This window comes from Acinetobacter sp. Tr-809 (genome assembly GCF_011753255.1).
Lineage (GTDB): Bacteria > Pseudomonadota > Gammaproteobacteria > Pseudomonadales > Moraxellaceae > Acinetobacter.
The window spans coordinates 274,766-294,198 of the sequence record NZ_VWVZ01000003.1; the positions used below are offsets into that span (position 1 = coordinate 274,766).

Consider the following 19,433-nt stretch of genomic DNA (forward strand, 5'->3'; position numbering starts at 1 on the left):
TAGTGAATAATTATAAATTATTACTTGGTTTCTTGATTGGAGCGAGTTTGGTGGGGTGTGATTCACGTATTGATGCGGTGAATCAGAAGATGGCAGAAATTCGTAATCAGCCACCTTTGCCAATTGAGCCAGCACCAGTTTTTACCCCTGTGCCATTATTTAACTATTCAGCACATCAGCTTAAAAGCCCATTTATGCCAAGCTCATTGGCTGCTGAGTTGAAAATTATGGCGGGTAAGCGGGTTTATCCGAATTTTAATCGCCAGCCACAGCCTTTAGAGAGTTATGCGCTGGAATCATTGAATATGAAGGGCAGTATGCGTGGTAAAACCAGCAATACGATTGCCCTGATTCAGACACCAGACGGTCAAATTGAACGTGTGCAAGTCGGAAGTTATTTGGGTATGAATCAAGGGCGTATTATTAAAATTAGCCCAACCCAAATCGATTTGGTGGAGATTGTACCTGATGGTCGAGAAGGCTATGTCGAGAGACCTCGTACACTCGTTTTAATTGGACCAGCGCCGTAAGATTAAGGGAATAAAAATGAAAAAACAGTTTAAAGATTCTTTATTTGGGGAAGCGAAGACCATGAATCATGCATTCCGTCAATTTTCTATGGGTGCGGTCGCTATCGCAGTGATGCAAGTTGCATCGGCGCAAGTGAGTATGACCAATATTGTACCAATGAGTTTGGCAGATCAAGGCACGGAAATTCGTGTGATGTTTGATGGTCTACCGCCACAACCACAGGCATATCAGCTAGAGCAACCCTCTCGTTTGATTTTGGATTTTGATAAAGCTCAACAGAGCCTCAAGCAAAACTCGATTCCAGTATCAACTGCTGAAGCGAGCTCGATCGACATTGCATCAGATGATCAACGCTCCCGTGTGATTGTGAATTTAAAAGATGCGGGTGCCTTTACAACACGTGTTGAAGGCAATACCTTTGTTCTTAAAATTAACTCAGCCAAACCTGCTACTATAAATACACCTGCTGCTGTTCGACAGGTACAACAAGGTGTTTCCAATATTGGTTTCCAAAGAGGCAATCAAGGTGAAGGCTTGGTTGTGATTGATTTGTTGGGGAATAACACCCCAGTGGATGTGCAGCAGCAAGGCAGCAAGATTGTGGTGCGTACTGCTGGTAATAAAATCCCAACACATTTAGCGCGTCGTTTAAATACCAATGATTTTGCGACACCTGTCGCGAGTATTGATGCTTATAATGATAAAGGGAATGGTGTCATTACTATTCAATCTGCGGGTAGCTATGAATATATGGCATATCAAGCGGAAAATAAGTTGACGATTAGCTTGAAACGTCCTGAGGATAAGTCTCCGACTAAAGCTAAGGCGCAAACATATACGGGTAATAAAATCTCTTTAGATTTCCAAGATATTGAAGTACGTCGTGTATTGCAACTATTGGCGGATTTTACTGGCATCAATATGGTTGCAGCAGATACCGTTCAAGGTAATATCACTTTGCGCCTAAAAGATGTACCTTGGGATCAGGCATTAGATATCGTCTTAAAAACTAAAAATTTGGATAAACGCCGTAATGGTAATGTGATCTGGATTGCACCTGTTTCTGAATTGATTAAGGCTGAGGAAGAGGAGGCAAAAGCGTTAGCACAAAGCGTTAAACTTGCACCGATTCAAACAGAATATATTAAATTAAGCTATGCAAAAGCCGCTGATATTGAAAAGCTCATTACGCAAGGTAAAAATGCAAATACAGGTAATAATGGTGGTTCAGGATCAATAAGTAATGATACTTTGGCTGGTGGTTTGTTAAGCCCAAGAGGAACTGTATCGACTGATCCGCGAACTAATACTTTAATTGTAAATGACACTTCACAAAAGATTGATCAGATCCGGAAGATGGTTGATTTACTTGATGTTTCAGTCAAGCAGGTAATGATTGAAGCGCGTATTGTCAGTGCCAGTACTGATTTTACCCGAGAAATGGGGGTAAAGTGGGGGATTTTGTCTCAGGGAATTACCAATAATAATGATCTTTTGGTAGGGGGGAGTGATCAGACATTATGGGATTTAAGAAAGCCGACTAAGGACAGTGATACTGGTGGTTGGAAATATGAAATTGAACGCCCAGATAACCTGAATGTGGATTTAGGTGCTGTTACACCAGGTGCAAGTCGTATTGCTTTTGGTTTGATTAGTTTATCTGATTTTATGTTGGATCTGGAGTTGTCTGCAGTTCAAGCGGATGGTTATGGTGAGGTGATTTCAACACCAAAAGTCATGACTGCTGATAAGCAACCAGCAAAAATTGAATCAGGTAAGAAAATTCCTTATACCTCTTCTTCTGGTGGTGGTGCAAATGCAGTACCTAAAACAGAATTTATTGATGCAACTTTGAGTCTGGATGTTACACCAAGCATTACCCCTGAGGGTAAGGTCATGATGAAGCTGAACATTACCAAAGATTCACAAAGTACACCTACACCAACAGGACAACTCACCATTAATAAAAATCAAATTGATACCAATGTATTGGTGGATAATGGTGAAACAGTGGTACTCGGTGGCATTTTTGAACAGGAAAATATCAGCTCTCAAGTTAAAGTGCCTTTCTTGGGGGATTTACCATATATTGGTCGATTATTCCGTAGAGATATGAAAACCGATAATAAACGTGAACTGCTTATTTTTGTGACGCCGAGAATTGTTAATGACACTTTGACTAGAAATCATTAATATATTTTCAATAATTGCAATGAATATAGGTGGCGCGTTGCCAAGCAAAGCGTTTGAAACCCTACCAAATATCTATTTGGTAGGGCCAATGGGGGCAGGAAAAACAACAGTTGGTCGGCATTTAGCAGAATTACTTGGTCGGGATTTTATTGATAGTGACCATGAGATCGAGCGTAAAACAGGTGCGACAGTTCCATGGATATTTGAAAAAGAAGGGGAAGTTGGCTTTCGGTTACGTGAAACCAATGTTTTAAATGATCTCACTTCTCGTCCATTATTAGTGTTGGCAACGGGTGGTGGTGCTGTTACACAACCGAAAAATCGTGAATTTTTAAAACAACGTGGAATAGTTGTTTATCTTTATACTCCTGTAGAGCTACAGCTACAGCGAACCTACCGTGATAAAAATCGCCCATTATTACAAGTCGAAAATCCAGAGCAAAAATTACGTGATCTATTGGCGATCCGCGATCCTTTATATCGTGAGGTTGCACACTATATAATTGAAACGAATCAAGGCGCAGCACGAGATTTAGCACAGCGTATTTTGCACGTTATTTTATCTAAACAAATTAAGTAGTTTCTGGTTGGTCTAAGTTTATGCAAACGTTACATGTTGAGTTAGGTGATCGTCGTTATCCAATCTTTATTGGCAGTCATTTAGATCCCAAAACCTTACTTGAGCCGTATCTACATGGTCGTCAAATCATGTTGGTATCCAATACAACGGTTGCACCACTGTATTTACAACATTACTTGGATGCATTAACCCAGCTAGATAAGCAAGTGGCGCAATGTATTTTGCCAGATGGAGAGAAATATAAAGACATCCAGCATCTGAATTTAATTTTTGATGCTTTACTGGAAGCTGGCTTTAATCGTGATTGTACGGTTTTAGCTTTAGGTGGTGGTGTGATTGGAGATATGGCTGGTTTTGCATCTGCATGCTTCCAGCGTGGTGTAAATTTTGTTCAAGTGCCAACGACTTTATTGTCGCAAGTTGATTCCAGTGTTGGTGGTAAGACTGGAATTAATCACCCCCTAGGTAAAAATATGCTGGGTGCTTTTCAGCAGCCACAGGTGGTGCTTGCTGATATGGCACAGCTAGATACCTTACCTGATCGTGAGCTTTCTGCAGGTTTGGCTGAGGTGATTAAGTATGCCTTGCTTGGTGATGTTGATTTCCTTGTTTGGTTAGAGCAAAACATGGCTGCCTTGGTTGCTCGTGATGCAAATCTCTTGGCTGAAGCTGTGTACCGTTCATGTGCGCATAAAGCACGCATTGTTGCCAATGATGAAAAAGAACAGGGTGAGCGTGCTTTACTTAACCTTGGACATACCTTTGGTCATGCGATTGAATCTTATCTAGGTTACGGCACTTGGTTGCATGGTGAGGCAGTTGCAACAGGTATGGTCATGGCTGCTGATTTGTCACAGCGTTTAGGTTGGATCTCTACGGAAGATTTACAACGTACAAAAAATATCATTCAACGCGCTAATTTACCGATATCATGTCCAAAAATTCCATTAGATGAATTCTTGGCTTATATGTCGCATGACAAAAAGGTCTTAAATGGTCAGTTACGTTTGGTTTTATTGAAAAAATTAGGACAAGCGGTGATTACCAAAGACTTTGATATTGAGTTGATGAAACAATCTATTCTTGCAAATCAATCTGCATAATTAATCATTTGGGAAAAGCATGGCTGTATCACGATCAATTTGGCAAAATATTCAACAATATAGCTGGCTGGTTTTTGCCGTAGCTTGTTTAATTGCTGCATTGGTATTTTGGGGTATTACCGACAGTAAGGCCTTGGTCGAAGAAGAACAGCCATCTCAAACTGAAACCCAAGTTCAGATTCAGCCAGAAAAGGTTGCTGCGACGGCACATTTGGGTGCGCTTTCGGATGAAGTTAAACCATTGGATTTAACCACTCGTGTCGTCGTTTCCAATGATCATGCACCTGAGTTTCGTGGCACTAAGTTTATTAAGGAAAATCAGCGCCAATGGACCATGGAAGTTTTCCGTAGTACAGACGAAGCGATTGTGAAAAACTTTTTGTTAAATCGTGAAGATCGCAGAAAGTTTGTCTATTTCCGTTTGAGTGGTGAAGATCAGGTTGAGCAATATGTTCTCGCTTATGGTGTGTTTTCTAGCGCTGAAGATGCGAGTCGCCAATTTGCACAATTGAACTTGGTATTGCCTGAGACCATTCAGCCAACTGCTCATCAATTATCAAGTTACGCAGCTTTGGTGAATGATTTGGGTTCTGATGAAATGAAGTCGGCAACCAATCAACTCTATGCTGTTCAGTTAAGACCTGCTGCATTGCCACGCGTCGATGAAAGCTTACTCATAGGAAGTACGAGTTCTCAAGCAACGACTAGCGCACGTAGTACAGATACATCAACGACAGTGAAAACCACAGTGACACAACGTGATGCACAGGGCAATGTGGTGAACGTGAAGCAAACTCAATCGGCACCAAAACCAGCTGCAACTACCGAAAAAATAAAAGAAAGTTCAGATGTTTCGAAGCGTGAAGTGAGTGATCCTTTTAATTAGTATTGCACCATAATTGCGCATTTATGGTTCTTTTTGTGGCGGTGTGATAGTTTTTGGTGCATTTTTATGCACAAAAATACGTGCATTCATCCCCATATCTTGATGTTATTTTAACTTTTTTAATGATTTAGTAAAAACATGCCTACATGGCATGTTTTTTGCTTTTTTGTGGTGCTAATTTGTCTGCTCATTGCCCTGTTTTGTGCTAAACAGTTCATTAATTGGGTGAAATGGAAAGTTTTTGTGCTTTACAAACATAGGTGAAGGTGTAATAACTGAAAACACTTTATAGGGTGCAATCTTGTAAAGGAAAGACGTATATTGCAAATTCGCCATGAAAAATGTTTTCGCGAAGCATTGAACTTTGTATGAGTTAATCGGCAATATCGCAGAAAATGAATTGATTGTTTGTTGCTCGAAAGAGCCATGTTGAAAGAAGGGTACGCTATGCACATGCCATCGCCTAATACTGTAGCTCCCGCTCAAGGTTTATATCAGCCTGACGAGTTTAAGGATAACTGTGGTTTTGGTCTGATTGCCCACATGAAGGGTGAATCAAGCCATCATCTGGTCGAAACTGCGATTCACAGTTTAAGTTGCATGACGCACCGTGGAGGTATTGCCGCGGATGGTAAGACAGGAGATGGTTGCGGATTGTTATTGGCAATGCCGAAGCAGTTTTTCCGTGATGAAGCTCAAAAACTAGGTAGTAACCTGACCGAGATTTTTGCTGCAGGTACTGTATTTCTGAACATTGATCCTGCTTTAGCACAACATGCAAAAAGTATTTTGAATAAAGAAATTGCTGCTGAAGGCTTAACTGTTGCAGCATGGCGTATTGTACCAACAAATAATGATGCCTTAGGTGAGATTGCGCTGCAATCATTGCCTGCATTTGAACAAATTTTAGTAAATTGCCCAATGGGTTTAACTGAAGTTGAGTTTAACCGGAAGCTCTTCTTGGCACGTCGTCGTGCAGAACAACAATTACAGAACGATCCACTTTTCTACGTGACGACTTTGGCAACTACTGTCATCAGCTATAAAGGCTTGATGATGCCAGCTGCAATTGCTGACTTCTATACTGACTTGGCGGATGAACGTTTAAAATCACATATTGTGGTGTTCCACCAACGTTTCTCGACCAATACCTTGCCACGTTGGCCATTGGCACAGCCATTCCGTTACCTTGCACACAATGGTGAAATCAATACCATTACCGCAAACCGTAACTGGGCATTGGCACGTACGCCAAAATTTGAAAACCCATTACTTCCAGGTTTAACTGAGTTAAATCCAATTGTGAACCGTACTGGCTCGGATTCATCAAGCTTGGACAACATGCTTGAAATCTTGGTTGGCGGTGGGATGGACTTATTCCGCGCGCTACGTATGTTGGTTCCACCAGCATGGCAAAACGTTGAAACTTTAGATGCCGACCTACGTGCTTTCTATGAGTTCAACTCTAAGCACATGGAAGCTTGGGATGGCCCAGCGGGCTTGGTAATTCAAGATGGCCGTCATGCGATCTGTATGCTTGACCGTAATGGTTTACGTCCAGCACGTTGGGTGATTACCAAGAATGATTACATCACGCTTGCGTCTGAAATTGGTGTGTGGGGTTACGAGCCAGAAGATGTTGTTTCTAAAGGCCGTGTAGGCCCAGGGCAAATTTTGGTGATCGACACTTTGACTGGCAAAGTGCTGGATACCAAAGATGTCAGCAACCATCTTAAAAACATGCGTCCATACCGTGAATGGTTACGTGACCATGCCATCCGTTTGCAAGCTAATCCTCAACTTGAAGAGCAGTTGCTTGATCAGGGTTTAACAGGCGATGCATTAAAAGCAGCTCAAAAAATGTTTATGGTGACATTTGAAGAGCGCGACCAGTTATTGCGTCCAATCGCAGAAAGTGGTCAGGAAGCAGTAGGCTCGATGGGTGATGATACGCCAATGGCAGTATTGTCTCGCCAAGTTCGTCATGTGTCTGATTACTTCCGTCAACAATTTGCGCAAGTGACCAATCCGCCGATCGATCCATTACGTGAATCAATTGTAATGTCGTTGGAAACCTGTTTGGGTCGTGAACAGAATGTGTTTGAGCAAGGCCCAGAACATGCGGACCGTATCATCATTTCAAGCCCTGTATTGTCAAATTCGAAAATGCAGCAGCTTCGTGATGTTGAAAAAGAACGTGAAGGTTATGGTGTTGTTGATATCGATCTGAACTATGCAGAAGCTGAAGGTCTGCAAGCAGCAATCGCACGTATATGCGAAGAAGCGGCACAAGCGGTTCGTGATGGCAAAACTTTGATTGTATTAACGGATAAAAATCTCCGTGAAGGGTTCTTGCCTGCAAACTCTGCATTGGCGACAGGTGCAGTACACCATCATTTGATTAAAACTGGTTTGCGTACCGATGCAAATATTTTAGTTGAAACGGGTTTTGCCCGTGATCCACACCAATTTGCAGTCTTGTTAGGCTTTGGTGCAACAGCGGTGTATCCATATCTCGCTTATGATGTGATCAATGACTTGGTTGCGAAAGGTGAACTTTTGGGTGACCCAATCCATGCACAAGCCAACTTCCGTAAAGGGATCGAGAAAGGCCTATTGAAAGTCCTTTCTAAAATGGGTATCTCTACAGTTGCCTCTTATCGTGGTGGGCAATTGTTTGAAGCAGTGGGTTTATCATCTGAAGTTGTTGATAAGTGTTTCCTTGGCGTACCAAGCCGTATCCAAGGTGCAACTTTCGCTGACCTTGAAAATGATCAGAAAAAATTGGCAACCACAGCTTGGCAGCATCGTAAACCGATTGATCAAGGTGGTTTGCTTAAATTCGTATTTGGTAAAGAGTATCACGCGTTTAACCCAGACGTGATTAACGCTTTGCATAAAGCGGTGCGTTCTGGTCAATACGTTGACTTTAAAGAATATGCAGAGCTGGTGAATAACCGTCCTGTTGCAACGATCCGTGACTTATTTAAGTTAAAAACAGCAAACTCGATTGCATTGGATCAAGTTGAAACGATTGAAGATATTCTTCCACGCTTTGACTCTGCAGGCATGTCTTTAGGTGCATTATCACCAGAAGCACATGAAGCAATTGCAATTGCCATGAATACCATTGGCGGTCGTTCAAACTCGGGTGAGGGTGGTGAAGACCCTGCGCGTTATGGCACGATTCGTAACTCGAAAATCAAACAGATTGCATCAGGTCGTTTTGGTGTAACTCCAGCATACTTAACCTCTGCTGAAGTATTACAGATTAAAGTGGCGCAGGGTGCAAAACCAGGTGAAGGTGGTCAGTTACCAGGTGGTAAAGTGAATGGCTTAATTGCACGTTTACGTTACTCAGTACCGGGTGTCACGCTGATTTCACCACCACCGCACCATGATATTTATTCAATTGAAGATTTATCACAATTGATCTTTGACTTGAAACAAGTCAATCCTCAGGCGATGGTATCGGTAAAATTAGTTTCTGAACCGGGTGTTGGAACGATTGCGGCAGGTGTTGCAAAAGCGTATGCAGACTTCATTACCATTTCTGGTTATGACGGTGGTACAGCAGCATCGCCACTTTCATCGATTCACCATGCGGGTTCACCATGGGAACTTGGTTTAAGTGAAGCACATCAGGCGCTTCGTGTGAACGATTTGCGTGGTAAAGTGCGTGTTCAAACTGATGGTGGTTTGAAAACAGGTTTAGATGTGGTGAAAGCAGCCATTTTAGGTGCTGAAAGCTTTGGCTTTGGTTCGACCCCAATGATTGCACTCGGTTGTAAATACCTGCGTATTTGTCACTTGAATAACTGTGCGACTGGTGTTGCAACGCAACAAGACCATTTACGTCAAGAGCATTATATTGGCGAGCCAGAAATGCTGATCAACTTCTTCAAGTTTATCGCAGAAGAAACACGTGAATGGTTAGCTGCATTGGGTGTTGCATCACTGAAAGACTTGATTGGTCGTGTTGATTTACTTGAAGTTTTACCGGGTGAAACAGACAAACATGCGCATCTAGATCTCAGTGCACTATTAACGTCGCATCCTTCTGCTGAAGGCAAGGCGCAATATTGCCAAGTTCAAGGTAATGCACCATTTGATAAAGGTGTGTTGGCGGAGAAAATGGTGGCAGAGATGTTACCGGCAATTGAAGCAGGTGCTGGCGGCTCATTCAACTTCACCGTGGGGAACTGTGACCGTTCGATTGGTGCGCGTATCTCAGGTGAAATTGCACGTCGTTATGGCAACTTGGGTATGGAAAACAACCCAGTGGTGATGAATCTAGTCGGTACAGCTGGTCAGTCACTTGGTGTTTGGAATGCGGGTGGTTTGCATATCAAACTGGAAGGTGATGCCAACGACTATGTCGGTAAAGGTATGGCTGGTGGTCGTGTATCGATCTTCCCACCAAAAGGTTCACCATTCCAAACGCAAAATACCGCGATCATTGGTAATACCTGTTTATATGGTGCGACTGGCGGTAAAGTCTTTGCTGCAGGAACTGCGGGCGAGCGTTTTGCGGTTCGTAACTCAGGTGCTTTTGCGGTGATTGAAGGTGCGGGCGACCACTGTTGTGAATATATGACAGGTGGTGTGGTGACAGTACTTGGTAAAGTGGGTCATAACTTCGGTGCAGGTATGACCGGTGGTTTCGCCTATGTACTTGATCTTGATAATGACTTTGTTGACTACTATAACCACGAACTTATTGATCTAAATCGTATCTCTACAGAAGCGATGGAAGACCACAAAGAAAACTTACTGCGTATTCTTGATGAACATATCCAAGAGACGGGTAGTGCTTGGGCCTACAAGATCCGTAATGAGTTCGACTTCTATAGTCGTAAGTTCTGGCTTGTAAAACCGAAAGCTGCTAATTTGCAAACGCTTTTGAAAACAACCCAAGCTGATCCACAATAATTCCACGACTGCATAGATATAGGCAGGTGCAGAGATGAATGACATCGCTGCGCCTACCCACGGAGAGAGACATGGCAGAGCGCCTTAATAATGACTTTCAATTTCTGGATGTAGCACGCCAAGATCCAGAGAAAAAAGATATTACTGTCCGCAAGGCAGAGTTTGTGGAAATTTATAAACCTTTTACTGCGGAAGTGGCTGCAAATCAGACCCACCGTTGTTTAGGTTGTGGTAACCCGTATTGTGAATGGAAGTGTCCTGTACATAACTACATTCCAAACTGGTTAAAGCTGATTGCAGAAGGTCAAATTTTCCAAGCTGCTGAACTGTGCCACCAAACTAATACCTTGCCAGAAGTTTGTGGTCGTGTCTGTCCACAAGACCGTTTGTGTGAAGGTGCATGTACCTTAAACGATGGTTTTGGTGCGGTGACTATTGGTAATGCTGAAAAATATATCAATGATACTGCATTTGCTTTAGGCTGGCGTCCAGATATGTCGGGTGTCAAATGGACCAATAAAAAAGTTGCCATCATCGGTGCGGGTCCAGCAGGTTTAGGCTGTGCGGATATTCTGGCGCGTGGCGGGGTTAAACCTGTTGTATTTGATAAGCGCCCTGAAATTGGTGGCCTCCTTACATTTGGTATTCCAGAATTTAAAATGGAAAAAGATGTGATGAAACGTCGTCGTGAAATTTTCACGGGGATGGGCATTGAATTCCGTTTAAATACTGAAATCGGTGTGGATGTGACCATTGAGCAATTGCTTGCAGAATACGATGCCGTGTTTATGGGTATGGGAACTTATACCTATATGAAAGGGGGGTTCCCTGGTGAAGACCTTGATGGTGTTTACGATGCCCTGGATTTCTTGATTGCCAACGTCAACCGTTGCCAAGGCTGGGAAAAAGATCCAAGCGAATACATCAGTGTCGATGGTAAAAAGGTGATCGTGCTTGGCGGTGGCGATACTGCAATGGACTGTAACCGTACTTCATTACGTCAAGGTGCGCATGATGTCACTTGTGCTTATCGTCGTGATGAAAGCAACATGCCAGGTTCTGCACGTGAAGTGAAGAATGCCTATGAAGAAGGTGTAAAATTCCTATTCAACCGCCAACCAATCGAGATTGTTGGCGAGAACGGTAAAGTGACTGGTGTTAAAGTGGTCACTACACAAATGGGTGAGCCTGATAGCCGTGGTCGTCGTAGCCCTGAACCTGTTCCAGGTTCAGAAGAGGTTCTACCAGCAGATGCCGTATTATTGGCATTTGGTTTCCGTCCAAGTCCAGCGGATTGGTTCAGTGGTGCAAATGTGAGTTTAGATGGTTCAGGTCGTGTCGTTGCGGCTGAACAGCAAGAGTTTAAATTCCAGACTTCGAATCCAAAAATCTTCGCAGGTGGGGATATGGTACGTGGTTCTGATTTGGTAGTGACTGCAATTTGGGAAGGTCGTCAAGCTGCTGAAGGCATTTTGGATTACCTTGGCGTGTAAGCTCTCTTTAATATTTAAGTTCTAAAAGCCCAAGCCTTGTGCTTGGGCTTTTTTTTATTTTGTTGATGGTATTTGGTCTTATGCCCAAAGAAAATAAAACTTTAACAAGCAGTCAATAAATTGCTATGCTATTAACGATAATAATTCTCATTTTGTTGTGCTGAGTGGATAAAATAATGACATCGAAACTCAATGACAGGCTGTTAATTGCTGCGCTGTATACCAGTACCTTTCTTTGTTTGGTGGATTTAAGCAGTGTCAATTTGGCTTTAAACGCAATCCAGACACAGTTCGATAGCCATCTTGCAGATTTACAGTGGGTGATTGATAGCTATGCGCTGAGTATGTCGAGTTTAATGCTGGCAGTGGGTGCTTTAAGTCAGTGGTTAGGACGTAAACGTCTGTGGTTGACGGGTGTGGTGATATTTATCTTTGGCTCGGTGATTTGTGCCACAGCGCCTGATTTTAGTTTATTGATTGCTGGGCGAGTGATTCAGGGTGTTGCGGGAGCAATGCTGATTCCATTGACTTTGGCGATCATTGTGCATCATTTTACCCAAGTCGATCGCAAAGCACGAGAAATCGGTAACTGGAGTTCATTTAGCGCTTTTGCCTTGATTATTGGACCATTGATGGGTGGCCTCATGGTGCATTATTGGGGGTGGAAAAGTATTTTCTGGTTAAATCTACCCGTTGGATTGTTGGCATTGTTTTTAGGTTGGAAAGGCATTGTTGCCGATGAGAATCAGCAAAAAATCAGTTTTGACTATTTAGGGCTGATTTATAGTGTAGTGGCAATTGCAACCTTGACCTATAGCATTATCATGGTACAGCAAGCACATATGGGTTATCTGATTGTTTTTAGTGTTCTATTTTCGATTATCTTTACTCTGATTTTTATTCGACATCAAAATAAAGTTTTGCATCCTTTGGTTCCACGCCATTTACTTCATAACCGCATGTTTTTGCGGTTTAATCTGATTTCATTTTTATTAGGATTTGCGGGATATAGCTCTTTATTTGTTTTTGCGCTGTTTTATCAGGAGCAAGTTCATTTAAGCGCAGCACAAGCAGGTTGGTTGATCGCTCCGCAATTTCTGATGCAGGCGTTAGTTTCCATTTGGTTTGGGCGATTGCAGCAAAGCTATGGTGCGTTGTCATTGCTTCGAATCGGTTTACTGATCTCAGGCTTTGCATTGATTGCGATGGTCAGTTTCCAGAGTAATTCATCTTATCTGTTATTTATTGGCTTAAGTGGCATGATGGGAGCAGGTATTGGCTTGATTGTACCGAGTTCGAGTACCTTGAGCCTACATTCGGTATCGCAGGCAGATGCAAGCTTTGCTGCGGCAATTTTAAATATGCTCAGACAACTTGGGCTGACTTTTGGGATTGCGGTATTGGGAACGCTGACTGCATTTATCATTGAATGGACAGTTGGGGTACTACATTATTCCATGGCCCAGGCTCAGTTATTGGCCTTTCATATTGTGGTCGCAATCATGGGTGGGCTTTTTATAGCAGCTATGCTAGGCCTGAGGAAAATTAAACAACAAGAATGTGTCGCCCCGATATCATCGTGATAGACCAATCATCATTTTGGTAGTTTTGGCAAACTTTATAAGCTTTTTTGCCCTGTCTTTGCCATTTTCCCAGCGCAATACTCGAACCCAGTCTAGGAAATGATGCAGGCAATCGAGATGGCTCTTGCAAATGTGAATATGGAAAAAACTTATTTAAATCGCCCTAAAGCATTGGGAATTACAGTACGACGTTTGCAATTTAACCCGAAGAAAATCAAACGACATTATTTTGCTAATTCTCCTGTCATGTCGCATTTACTCACGGCACTGTCTTCAACATTTCCGATAGGAGAACAGTATTTTGTGAATAGTGTGCGCAATGTCCGCGATAAAGTACAAGATCCACAATTACAAGCACAGATCGCAGCCTTTATTGGACAAGAGGCGATGCATTCGAAAGCGCATACCGAATTTAATGATGCATGGCGGCGTGATGATTATAATCTCGATCGTTTTCAGGCGTGGTTGGCGAAGCGGGATGATATGCTGCGAAATATTCATCCGAAATTACAACTGGCCTTGACCTGTGCCTTTGAGCATTTTACTGCAATGTTAGGTGGCTATATTTTAAAACATCCAGAAATACTCAGTACGTTAGACGATGATGCAATGAAACTTTGGGTCTGGCATGCAATTGAGGAAATCGAGCATCGTTCGGTGGCTTTTGATGTCTACCAAGAAGTATATGGCGATGATCGTATTCGACGGTTGCTGATGCGTAGCGTGACTACAGGCTTTGCCAGCCTGACTTTTTACGCAACTACTCGTTTGATTTGGCAGGATAAATGGAAGAGCTTACCAAAATTGGGTGGTAATCTATTTGGGATGTATTTACTGAGCAAAATGTTATTACAGTTGATTCCTGAATATTTATCTTATTATCAAGCCGATTTCCATCCAGCGAAACATGACTACACTGCATTGGTAAATTACTGGAAAGGGCGTATGGCAGATGAATATGGTATGGTAAGTTTCCAAGAAGACACTGCATCTAAAATCTATAGTTAATTAAAAATTAAAACTTTGTGCTTAGCATGGCATTACATCAATATTCTTGAGTAATGCCTTTTTTGTTTAAAATCAGATAAAGCAACTTTAATAAATGTTACACAGCTGTCAAAAAATCTCATTACAATGAATTATCGCAAAAATATAAAGAAAAACCTGAGGATAAATTTTTATGAAAATCATCAAACAGACAGCACTCGCAACAGTATTGGCAAGTACATTGTTATTTACTGGTTGTGGTTATAACACTTTGCAAGTTAAAGACGAAGCTGTGATTGCTTCTTGGTCTGAAGTTCAAAACCAATATCAACGTCGTGCTGATCTTGTGCCAAATTTAGTCAATGTGGTGAAAGGCTATGCCAAACATGAGGAGCAAGTTTTGGTTGAAGTCACTCAAGCACGTTCTAATGTTGCGGGCTTAAAAGTTGATAAAGAAGTGTTGGAAGATCCAGCACTATTCGAGAAATACCAACAAGCGCAAAGCCAATTAACAGGAGCGTTGTCGCGTCTCATTGCGGTTTCAGAAAATTATCCTGATTTAAAAGCCAACGAGCAATTCCGAGATTTACAAGCTCAACTTGAAGGTACTGAAAACCGTATCGCGGTTGCACGTAACCGTTACATTACAACGGTTCAAGATTACAACAGCTATGTCCGTCAATTCCCTCAAGCGTTGACTGCTAAAGTCATTGGCATGAAAACCAAAGAAAACTTTAAAGCGGAACAGTCTGCACAGCAAGCTCCAACAGTTTCATTTAATTAAGATCTGAAATTGTTTCGAACTGTGAGGAGTCACCGTATGTTGAATGTGTTTAAGCAGAGAGTCTTGCCTGTTTTTACCATCGTTTTTGCGACATTGTGTTTCCAACATACGGTTTGGGCAGAAGTGGCGACTGCAACTGATCAAAGTGACTTGATCGTTGCGGGAAAAATTATTCAAGAACAGCAAAAGAATAAGCCCACTGCTGCGCCAGCGACGCAAAATGCAGAAACTCCTGCATTGCCACAAGTGGCCAATGACATGGCAGAAGGCGAATCAATCCGCGATTTGCCCACATTAAATCAACCTGTGATTGATCAGGCCAAAGTCTTGAGTGATGCTGAAATGCAGCAACTCAATCAGAAAATCCTTAGTTTGTATCAGCAAGGTAAAGCGCAAATTGGGGTGATTATCGTACCAACGACTGGGCAAGAAGCAATTTTTGATTTTGCTTTGAGAACAGGTGAAAAATGGCAGCTTGGCTCAGCAAAACGTGATAATGGCTTGCTAATGGCGATTGCAGTCAATGATCGTAATATCCAGATCTTGACGGGTTATGGTTTGGAGGGCGTGCTGCCTGATGTGGTATTGAGTCGGATTATCCGCAATCAGATCACCCCTTATTTTAAACAAGGGCAATATGCACAAGGTATTTCTGCTGGGTTGGATGAAATTAGTCGTATCGTTAACTTAGATCCTGAGATTGCGCAGCAAGCCGCACAAGAGTTGAAAGATCGGCATGAGCAAGCAATACAAGCACAGCAGGCCAAAGACAATACTTTAACTATGGCGCTGTTTATTCTTATCGCAGGTGTAGTCGGTTCATTTATCGTCGGTAATCGTTTAAGTGCTTCTACCGCAGCTGTAGCTGCAACCGTTGCAGGTTTGGTCAATGGTGCTGGCCTAGTGATGAGCTTGCTGCTTGGAGTTGGGATCTTCTTTTTATTGATTACTTCACTGGCACAGTTGATCTTCCAGATGTTCTTGTCTGGTGGTGGTCGTGGTGGTGGAGGCGGAGGATTTGGTGGCGGCAGCGGTTATAGCGGCGGTGGCGGTAGCTTTGGTGGGGGAGGAGCATCAGGCTCATGGTAACTAAGACCGATACAACACAGATTATTACTCAACCTAAATTGGATGAGCAGGTACAGCCGAGTTTAAAACGTTGGTTTAAGCATTTCTTCTATGTCTCTTCCGCACATCGGTACTTTAGTAAGCAGGATCGATCCGAAATTGCTAAAGCTGTCCAGCAAGCAGAAAAGGGCCATGTCGGAGAGATTCAGGTGGTGATCGAAGGACATATTCCCTGTTCGCAAGCCTATCATCAAAATACCCGTTTACGTGCGCAACAACTGTTTGCTGAACTTGGGGTCTGGGATACTGAATTAAACAGTGGTGTATTGCTCTATCTCAACCTATGCGAGCGCAAAGTTGAAATCGTGATTGATCGCGGCTTAAAAAATGCTACACCTACTGAAACATGGAATGAGATTTGTCAGCGTATCGTGCTGCAATTGGCTCAGAAGCAGTATCTACACGCAGTGAATAATGGGGTTACGGAAATTGGGCAAGTGTTAGATCAGTATTATGTGAAAACTGAGCTTGATGACCAAAATGAATTGCCGAATGAACCGATTATTCTAAATTAGACGTTATCTTGCCAATTTTAAATTAAGGCTTGTTGTTTTGTTTAAAATCAATTAATGTGCAGAATGTTCTGTATATAAATTCGCTTATCGGTCGATTGTTGCAAATATCTTCTGATAAGCGGTAAAAAAAATATCAATAAATTTTCTGTGAATTGAGTCGCTCAATTTACATACAAGTAGAAAATAGTCAAATTCGTTAGCAAAAAAAATGAATAATTAAGCAGTAAAGATGACGTTATTTGTCATTTTTTTTCTTAAAATGTCTGATTTGATCTTCTTTTATACAGTATGAATTTCTTTTAAGTCTCTGTTTTTTTAAGTTAAAATTAGCTAAGCTAAGGACTGGCATAAAACATGCTAATTACTAAATAGCTGAAAAAAGCTTATAAAAAAATATCCATTGGAGAAATGTTATGAAATCAATGCAAAAGGGTTTTACTCTTATCGAATTGATGATCGTTGTGGCGATCATTGGTATTTTGGCTGCGGTAGCAATTCCTGCTTATCAAGATTATACGGTACGTGCGAAAGTAACAGAAGGTTTATCTTTAGCTGGTAGTGCAAAAGCTGCTGTTTCGGAAAATGCTGCAAATGGTGCACCTTTAGGAAATGGTTGGACTGCTCCAGCAGCAACTAAAAACGTAGCAAGCGTTAACATTGCATCATCGAATGGCCGTATTACCATTACATATCAATCTAATGTAGCATCGGGCAGTACTCTTATTCTAACCCCATTAGATGGATCTAGAACTACAGGTGTGGCATTAGTTGGTACTGCTACAGGTTCAACAATTCCAACAGCTGGTTCAATTACATGGGTATGCGCATCAGCTGGTTCAACTGTAGCAAATGCTAATGTAGGTAAAGGAACTATTGCTGACAAGTATGTTCCAGCAGAATGCCGTAACTAATTCTCATTTTAGACGTTCAGAAAAAAGCCAGTTAATTTATTTAAGCTGGCTTTTTTATTTGTTTATTAAAATAATCTTTTAAGATTACGAGATATGAAATGATGCAATTAACAGAAAGAAAATGTGATTTAGTTTTTACTGTTTTTATTGGATTAGCTTTTTTTTATGGGGTATTGAGTTATCAGCATTATGCACCGAGTTTTCATGATTTTTATATAAATACTTTGGTTTTTTCTTTATGTTCTATAGCAGTTTTTTTTGGTTTTTTAAAAAAAAATATTAAAGTATATAGTCATAGTTTGATGTGGTTGTTTTTTGTTTTGTTGTTTTTTTTACAACCGATTCTAAATAGTATAATTTATGTTGATGGCCTTATTTTTCCAATTGCAATAATGCTTTTATTGTTTTTTTTATCAATTATTGTTTCCAACTTGAATGATAAGGAGGATTTTATTTTTAAAATGAGTTTTATAATTTTATTAACATCATTTTTCTTGTTTTTAACACAACTATTTCATTTTTTTAAACTTAATTTTTTTATTGGTTTGATGCATTTGCCGTTGCAAAATACAAGATTTTCTGGAAATTTATTCCAACCAAATCAATCCGCTTTTGTTCTAGTTCTTGGTATAATTTCTACGATATTCTTTTTTGAAAAGTTTAAAATTTTAATAATTAAATATATGCTTTTAGCTTTTTTTAGTATAGGTATTGCGCTGACATTAAGTCGAAGTGGTGCAATTATGCTGGTATTCGGGGTGTTTTTTTTCAATCTTATTTTGAATTATTTTAACAAGGTAGCTCTGTGGAAGCTAAAAGATTTCATCGTCTGTGTTTTTTTTGGTTTTATTGGGTTTTGGGGTTTTAATATTTCAGTATCTAGTAAAGACATAGAGAGTCGGTTTTCGATTAGCGCTAATGAAGCTAGATTTTCATTATTGCATCAATCATGGATAAATATATCTCAACATCCTCTTTTGGGAGTTGGGTGGAAGAATTTTGCTAGTAGTGGTCTAGAAAATTTTAAAGATATTAAATATTGGGTTTTAACTGATCACTCTCATTTTATAATCGGGCAATTATTGAGTGAGTTTGGCTTGTTAGGCTTATTTTTAATGTCAGTTTTTATATTTATTTTTGTTAAGAGTTTTAAGGTCAATGATAAGAAAAGAGCATATGTTTTTTTTGTATTATTGTGTTTTTTATTTTATTCATTGTTGGAATACCCGCTTTGGTATCTAAGATATTTAATGGTTTTTTGTATATTTTTTTCTTTATATTCTAATGAAAAGTCAAAAATTATTTACATTATAAAAGAAGGTTATTTGATTTGTTTTTTTATAATTTTAATGTTTTTTTCTTCGGTTTATTATGCTTTTCAATATAATAAAATAGCAAAAGCTTATGATTATTTGATTGGAAATAATGGTAGCCTGGTTGAAAGGGCAGAAGTTGTTGATAGTGTAAAATCTATTTTCGGGTTTGGTTTTTTTGATGATGTTTTGATCTATGAGGTTATATCTGATAGTAATTTTAGCTTAAGCTATAAATTAGATGTTGGTAATAGATTGGTTCATTATTTGCCAAATTATTATTATTTTTTAAGACAAGGAACATTCTTAGTATTAAATAACAACAAAAATGAAGCAGTATTCTATTTCAAAGCAGCTTGTCATTATGATCTAGGGAGAAGGTGTGAGGATACAAAAAAATATATCCGTCAAATGGAAGTCAAATATCCAAAAGATTTCTACGGTATATATTTTTTGGTTACTGAAAAATGAATTTATTACATTTGGATTTATTT

General features: G+C 40.6%; 14 protein-coding genes. All 14 read left to right on the forward strand.

Annotated elements, in window-relative coordinates; all coding sequences use genetic code 11:
* Nucleotides 1–2 precede the first annotated feature (2 nt).
* The gene (locus F3J02_RS08675) at nt 3–530 is read left to right on the forward strand and encodes a pilus assembly protein PilP (RefSeq protein ID WP_167248608.1); all 528 of its coding nucleotides are present in this window, start codon (nt 3–5) and stop codon (nt 528–530) included.
* Nucleotides 531–591: 61 nt separating this feature from the next.
* Nucleotides 592–2,724 carry a type IV pilus secretin PilQ family protein gene (gene pilQ / locus F3J02_RS08680; protein ID WP_167248812.1) on the forward strand — a complete coding sequence of 711 codons (2,133 nt, stop codon included), beginning with the start codon at nt 592–594 and terminating at the stop codon, nt 2,722–2,724.
* Between the two features lie 19 nt (nt 2,725–2,743).
* Nucleotides 2,744–3,304 carry a shikimate kinase AroK gene (aroK, locus tag F3J02_RS08685; RefSeq protein ID WP_171526065.1) on the forward strand — a complete coding sequence of 187 codons (561 nt, stop codon included), beginning with the start codon at nt 2,744–2,746 and terminating at the stop codon, nt 3,302–3,304.
* Between the two features lie 20 nt (nt 3,305–3,324).
* Complete coding sequence (gene aroB, locus F3J02_RS08690) at nt 3,325–4,407, forward strand: 3-dehydroquinate synthase (protein WP_167248609.1); 1,083 nt, start codon at nt 3,325–3,327, stop codon at nt 4,405–4,407.
* Between the two features lie 19 nt (nt 4,408–4,426).
* Nucleotides 4,427–5,293: a hypothetical protein gene (locus F3J02_RS08695; protein WP_167248610.1), complete on the forward strand. Its 867-nt coding sequence runs from the start codon at nt 4,427–4,429 to the stop codon at nt 5,291–5,293.
* 453 nt (nt 5,294–5,746) lie between these two features.
* A complete protein-coding gene (gene gltB, locus F3J02_RS08700; protein WP_171526066.1) occupies nt 5,747–10,225 on the forward strand; it encodes a glutamate synthase large subunit in 4,479 nt (1,492 codons plus the stop codon).
* Nucleotides 10,226–10,296: 71 nt separating this feature from the next.
* Entirely contained in the window at nt 10,297–11,718 is a 1,422-nt protein-coding gene (locus F3J02_RS08705; RefSeq protein WP_167248612.1) for an FAD-dependent oxidoreductase, read from the forward strand.
* A 176-nt stretch (nt 11,719–11,894) separates the two neighbouring features.
* The gene (locus F3J02_RS08710) at nt 11,895–13,301 is read left to right on the forward strand and encodes an MFS transporter (RefSeq protein ID WP_167248613.1); all 1,407 of its coding nucleotides are present in this window, start codon (nt 11,895–11,897) and stop codon (nt 13,299–13,301) included.
* Between the two features lie 117 nt (nt 13,302–13,418).
* Nucleotides 13,419–14,309 carry a metal-dependent hydrolase gene (locus F3J02_RS08715; RefSeq protein WP_167248614.1) on the forward strand — a complete coding sequence of 297 codons (891 nt, stop codon included), beginning with the start codon at nt 13,419–13,421 and terminating at the stop codon, nt 14,307–14,309.
* 172 nt (nt 14,310–14,481) lie between these two features.
* Complete coding sequence (locus tag F3J02_RS08720) at nt 14,482–15,072, forward strand: LemA family protein (protein ID WP_167248615.1); 591 nt, start codon at nt 14,482–14,484, stop codon at nt 15,070–15,072.
* A 36-nt stretch (nt 15,073–15,108) separates the two neighbouring features.
* On the forward strand, nt 15,109–16,161 hold the full coding sequence (locus tag F3J02_RS08725) for a TPM domain-containing protein (RefSeq protein ID WP_167248616.1): 1,053 nt from the start codon (nt 15,109–15,111) through the stop codon (nt 16,159–16,161).
* Nucleotides 16,155–16,715 (forward strand): TPM domain-containing protein, encoded by a 561-nt coding sequence (locus F3J02_RS08730; RefSeq protein WP_167248617.1) that lies wholly within the window; start codon nt 16,155–16,157, stop codon nt 16,713–16,715. The genes F3J02_RS08725 and F3J02_RS08730 overlap by 7 nt, the downstream gene beginning before the upstream one ends.
* 422 nt (nt 16,716–17,137) lie before the next feature.
* Nucleotides 17,138–17,626, forward strand: a complete 489-nt coding sequence (locus F3J02_RS08735) for a pilin (RefSeq protein WP_416224646.1) — start codon at nt 17,138–17,140, stop codon at nt 17,624–17,626.
* Between the two features lie 98 nt (nt 17,627–17,724).
* On the forward strand, nt 17,725–19,410 hold the full coding sequence (locus F3J02_RS08740; RefSeq protein ID WP_167248619.1) for an O-antigen ligase family protein: 1,686 nt from the start codon (nt 17,725–17,727) through the stop codon (nt 19,408–19,410).
* The last annotated feature ends 23 nt before the right edge of the window (nt 19,411–19,433 follow it).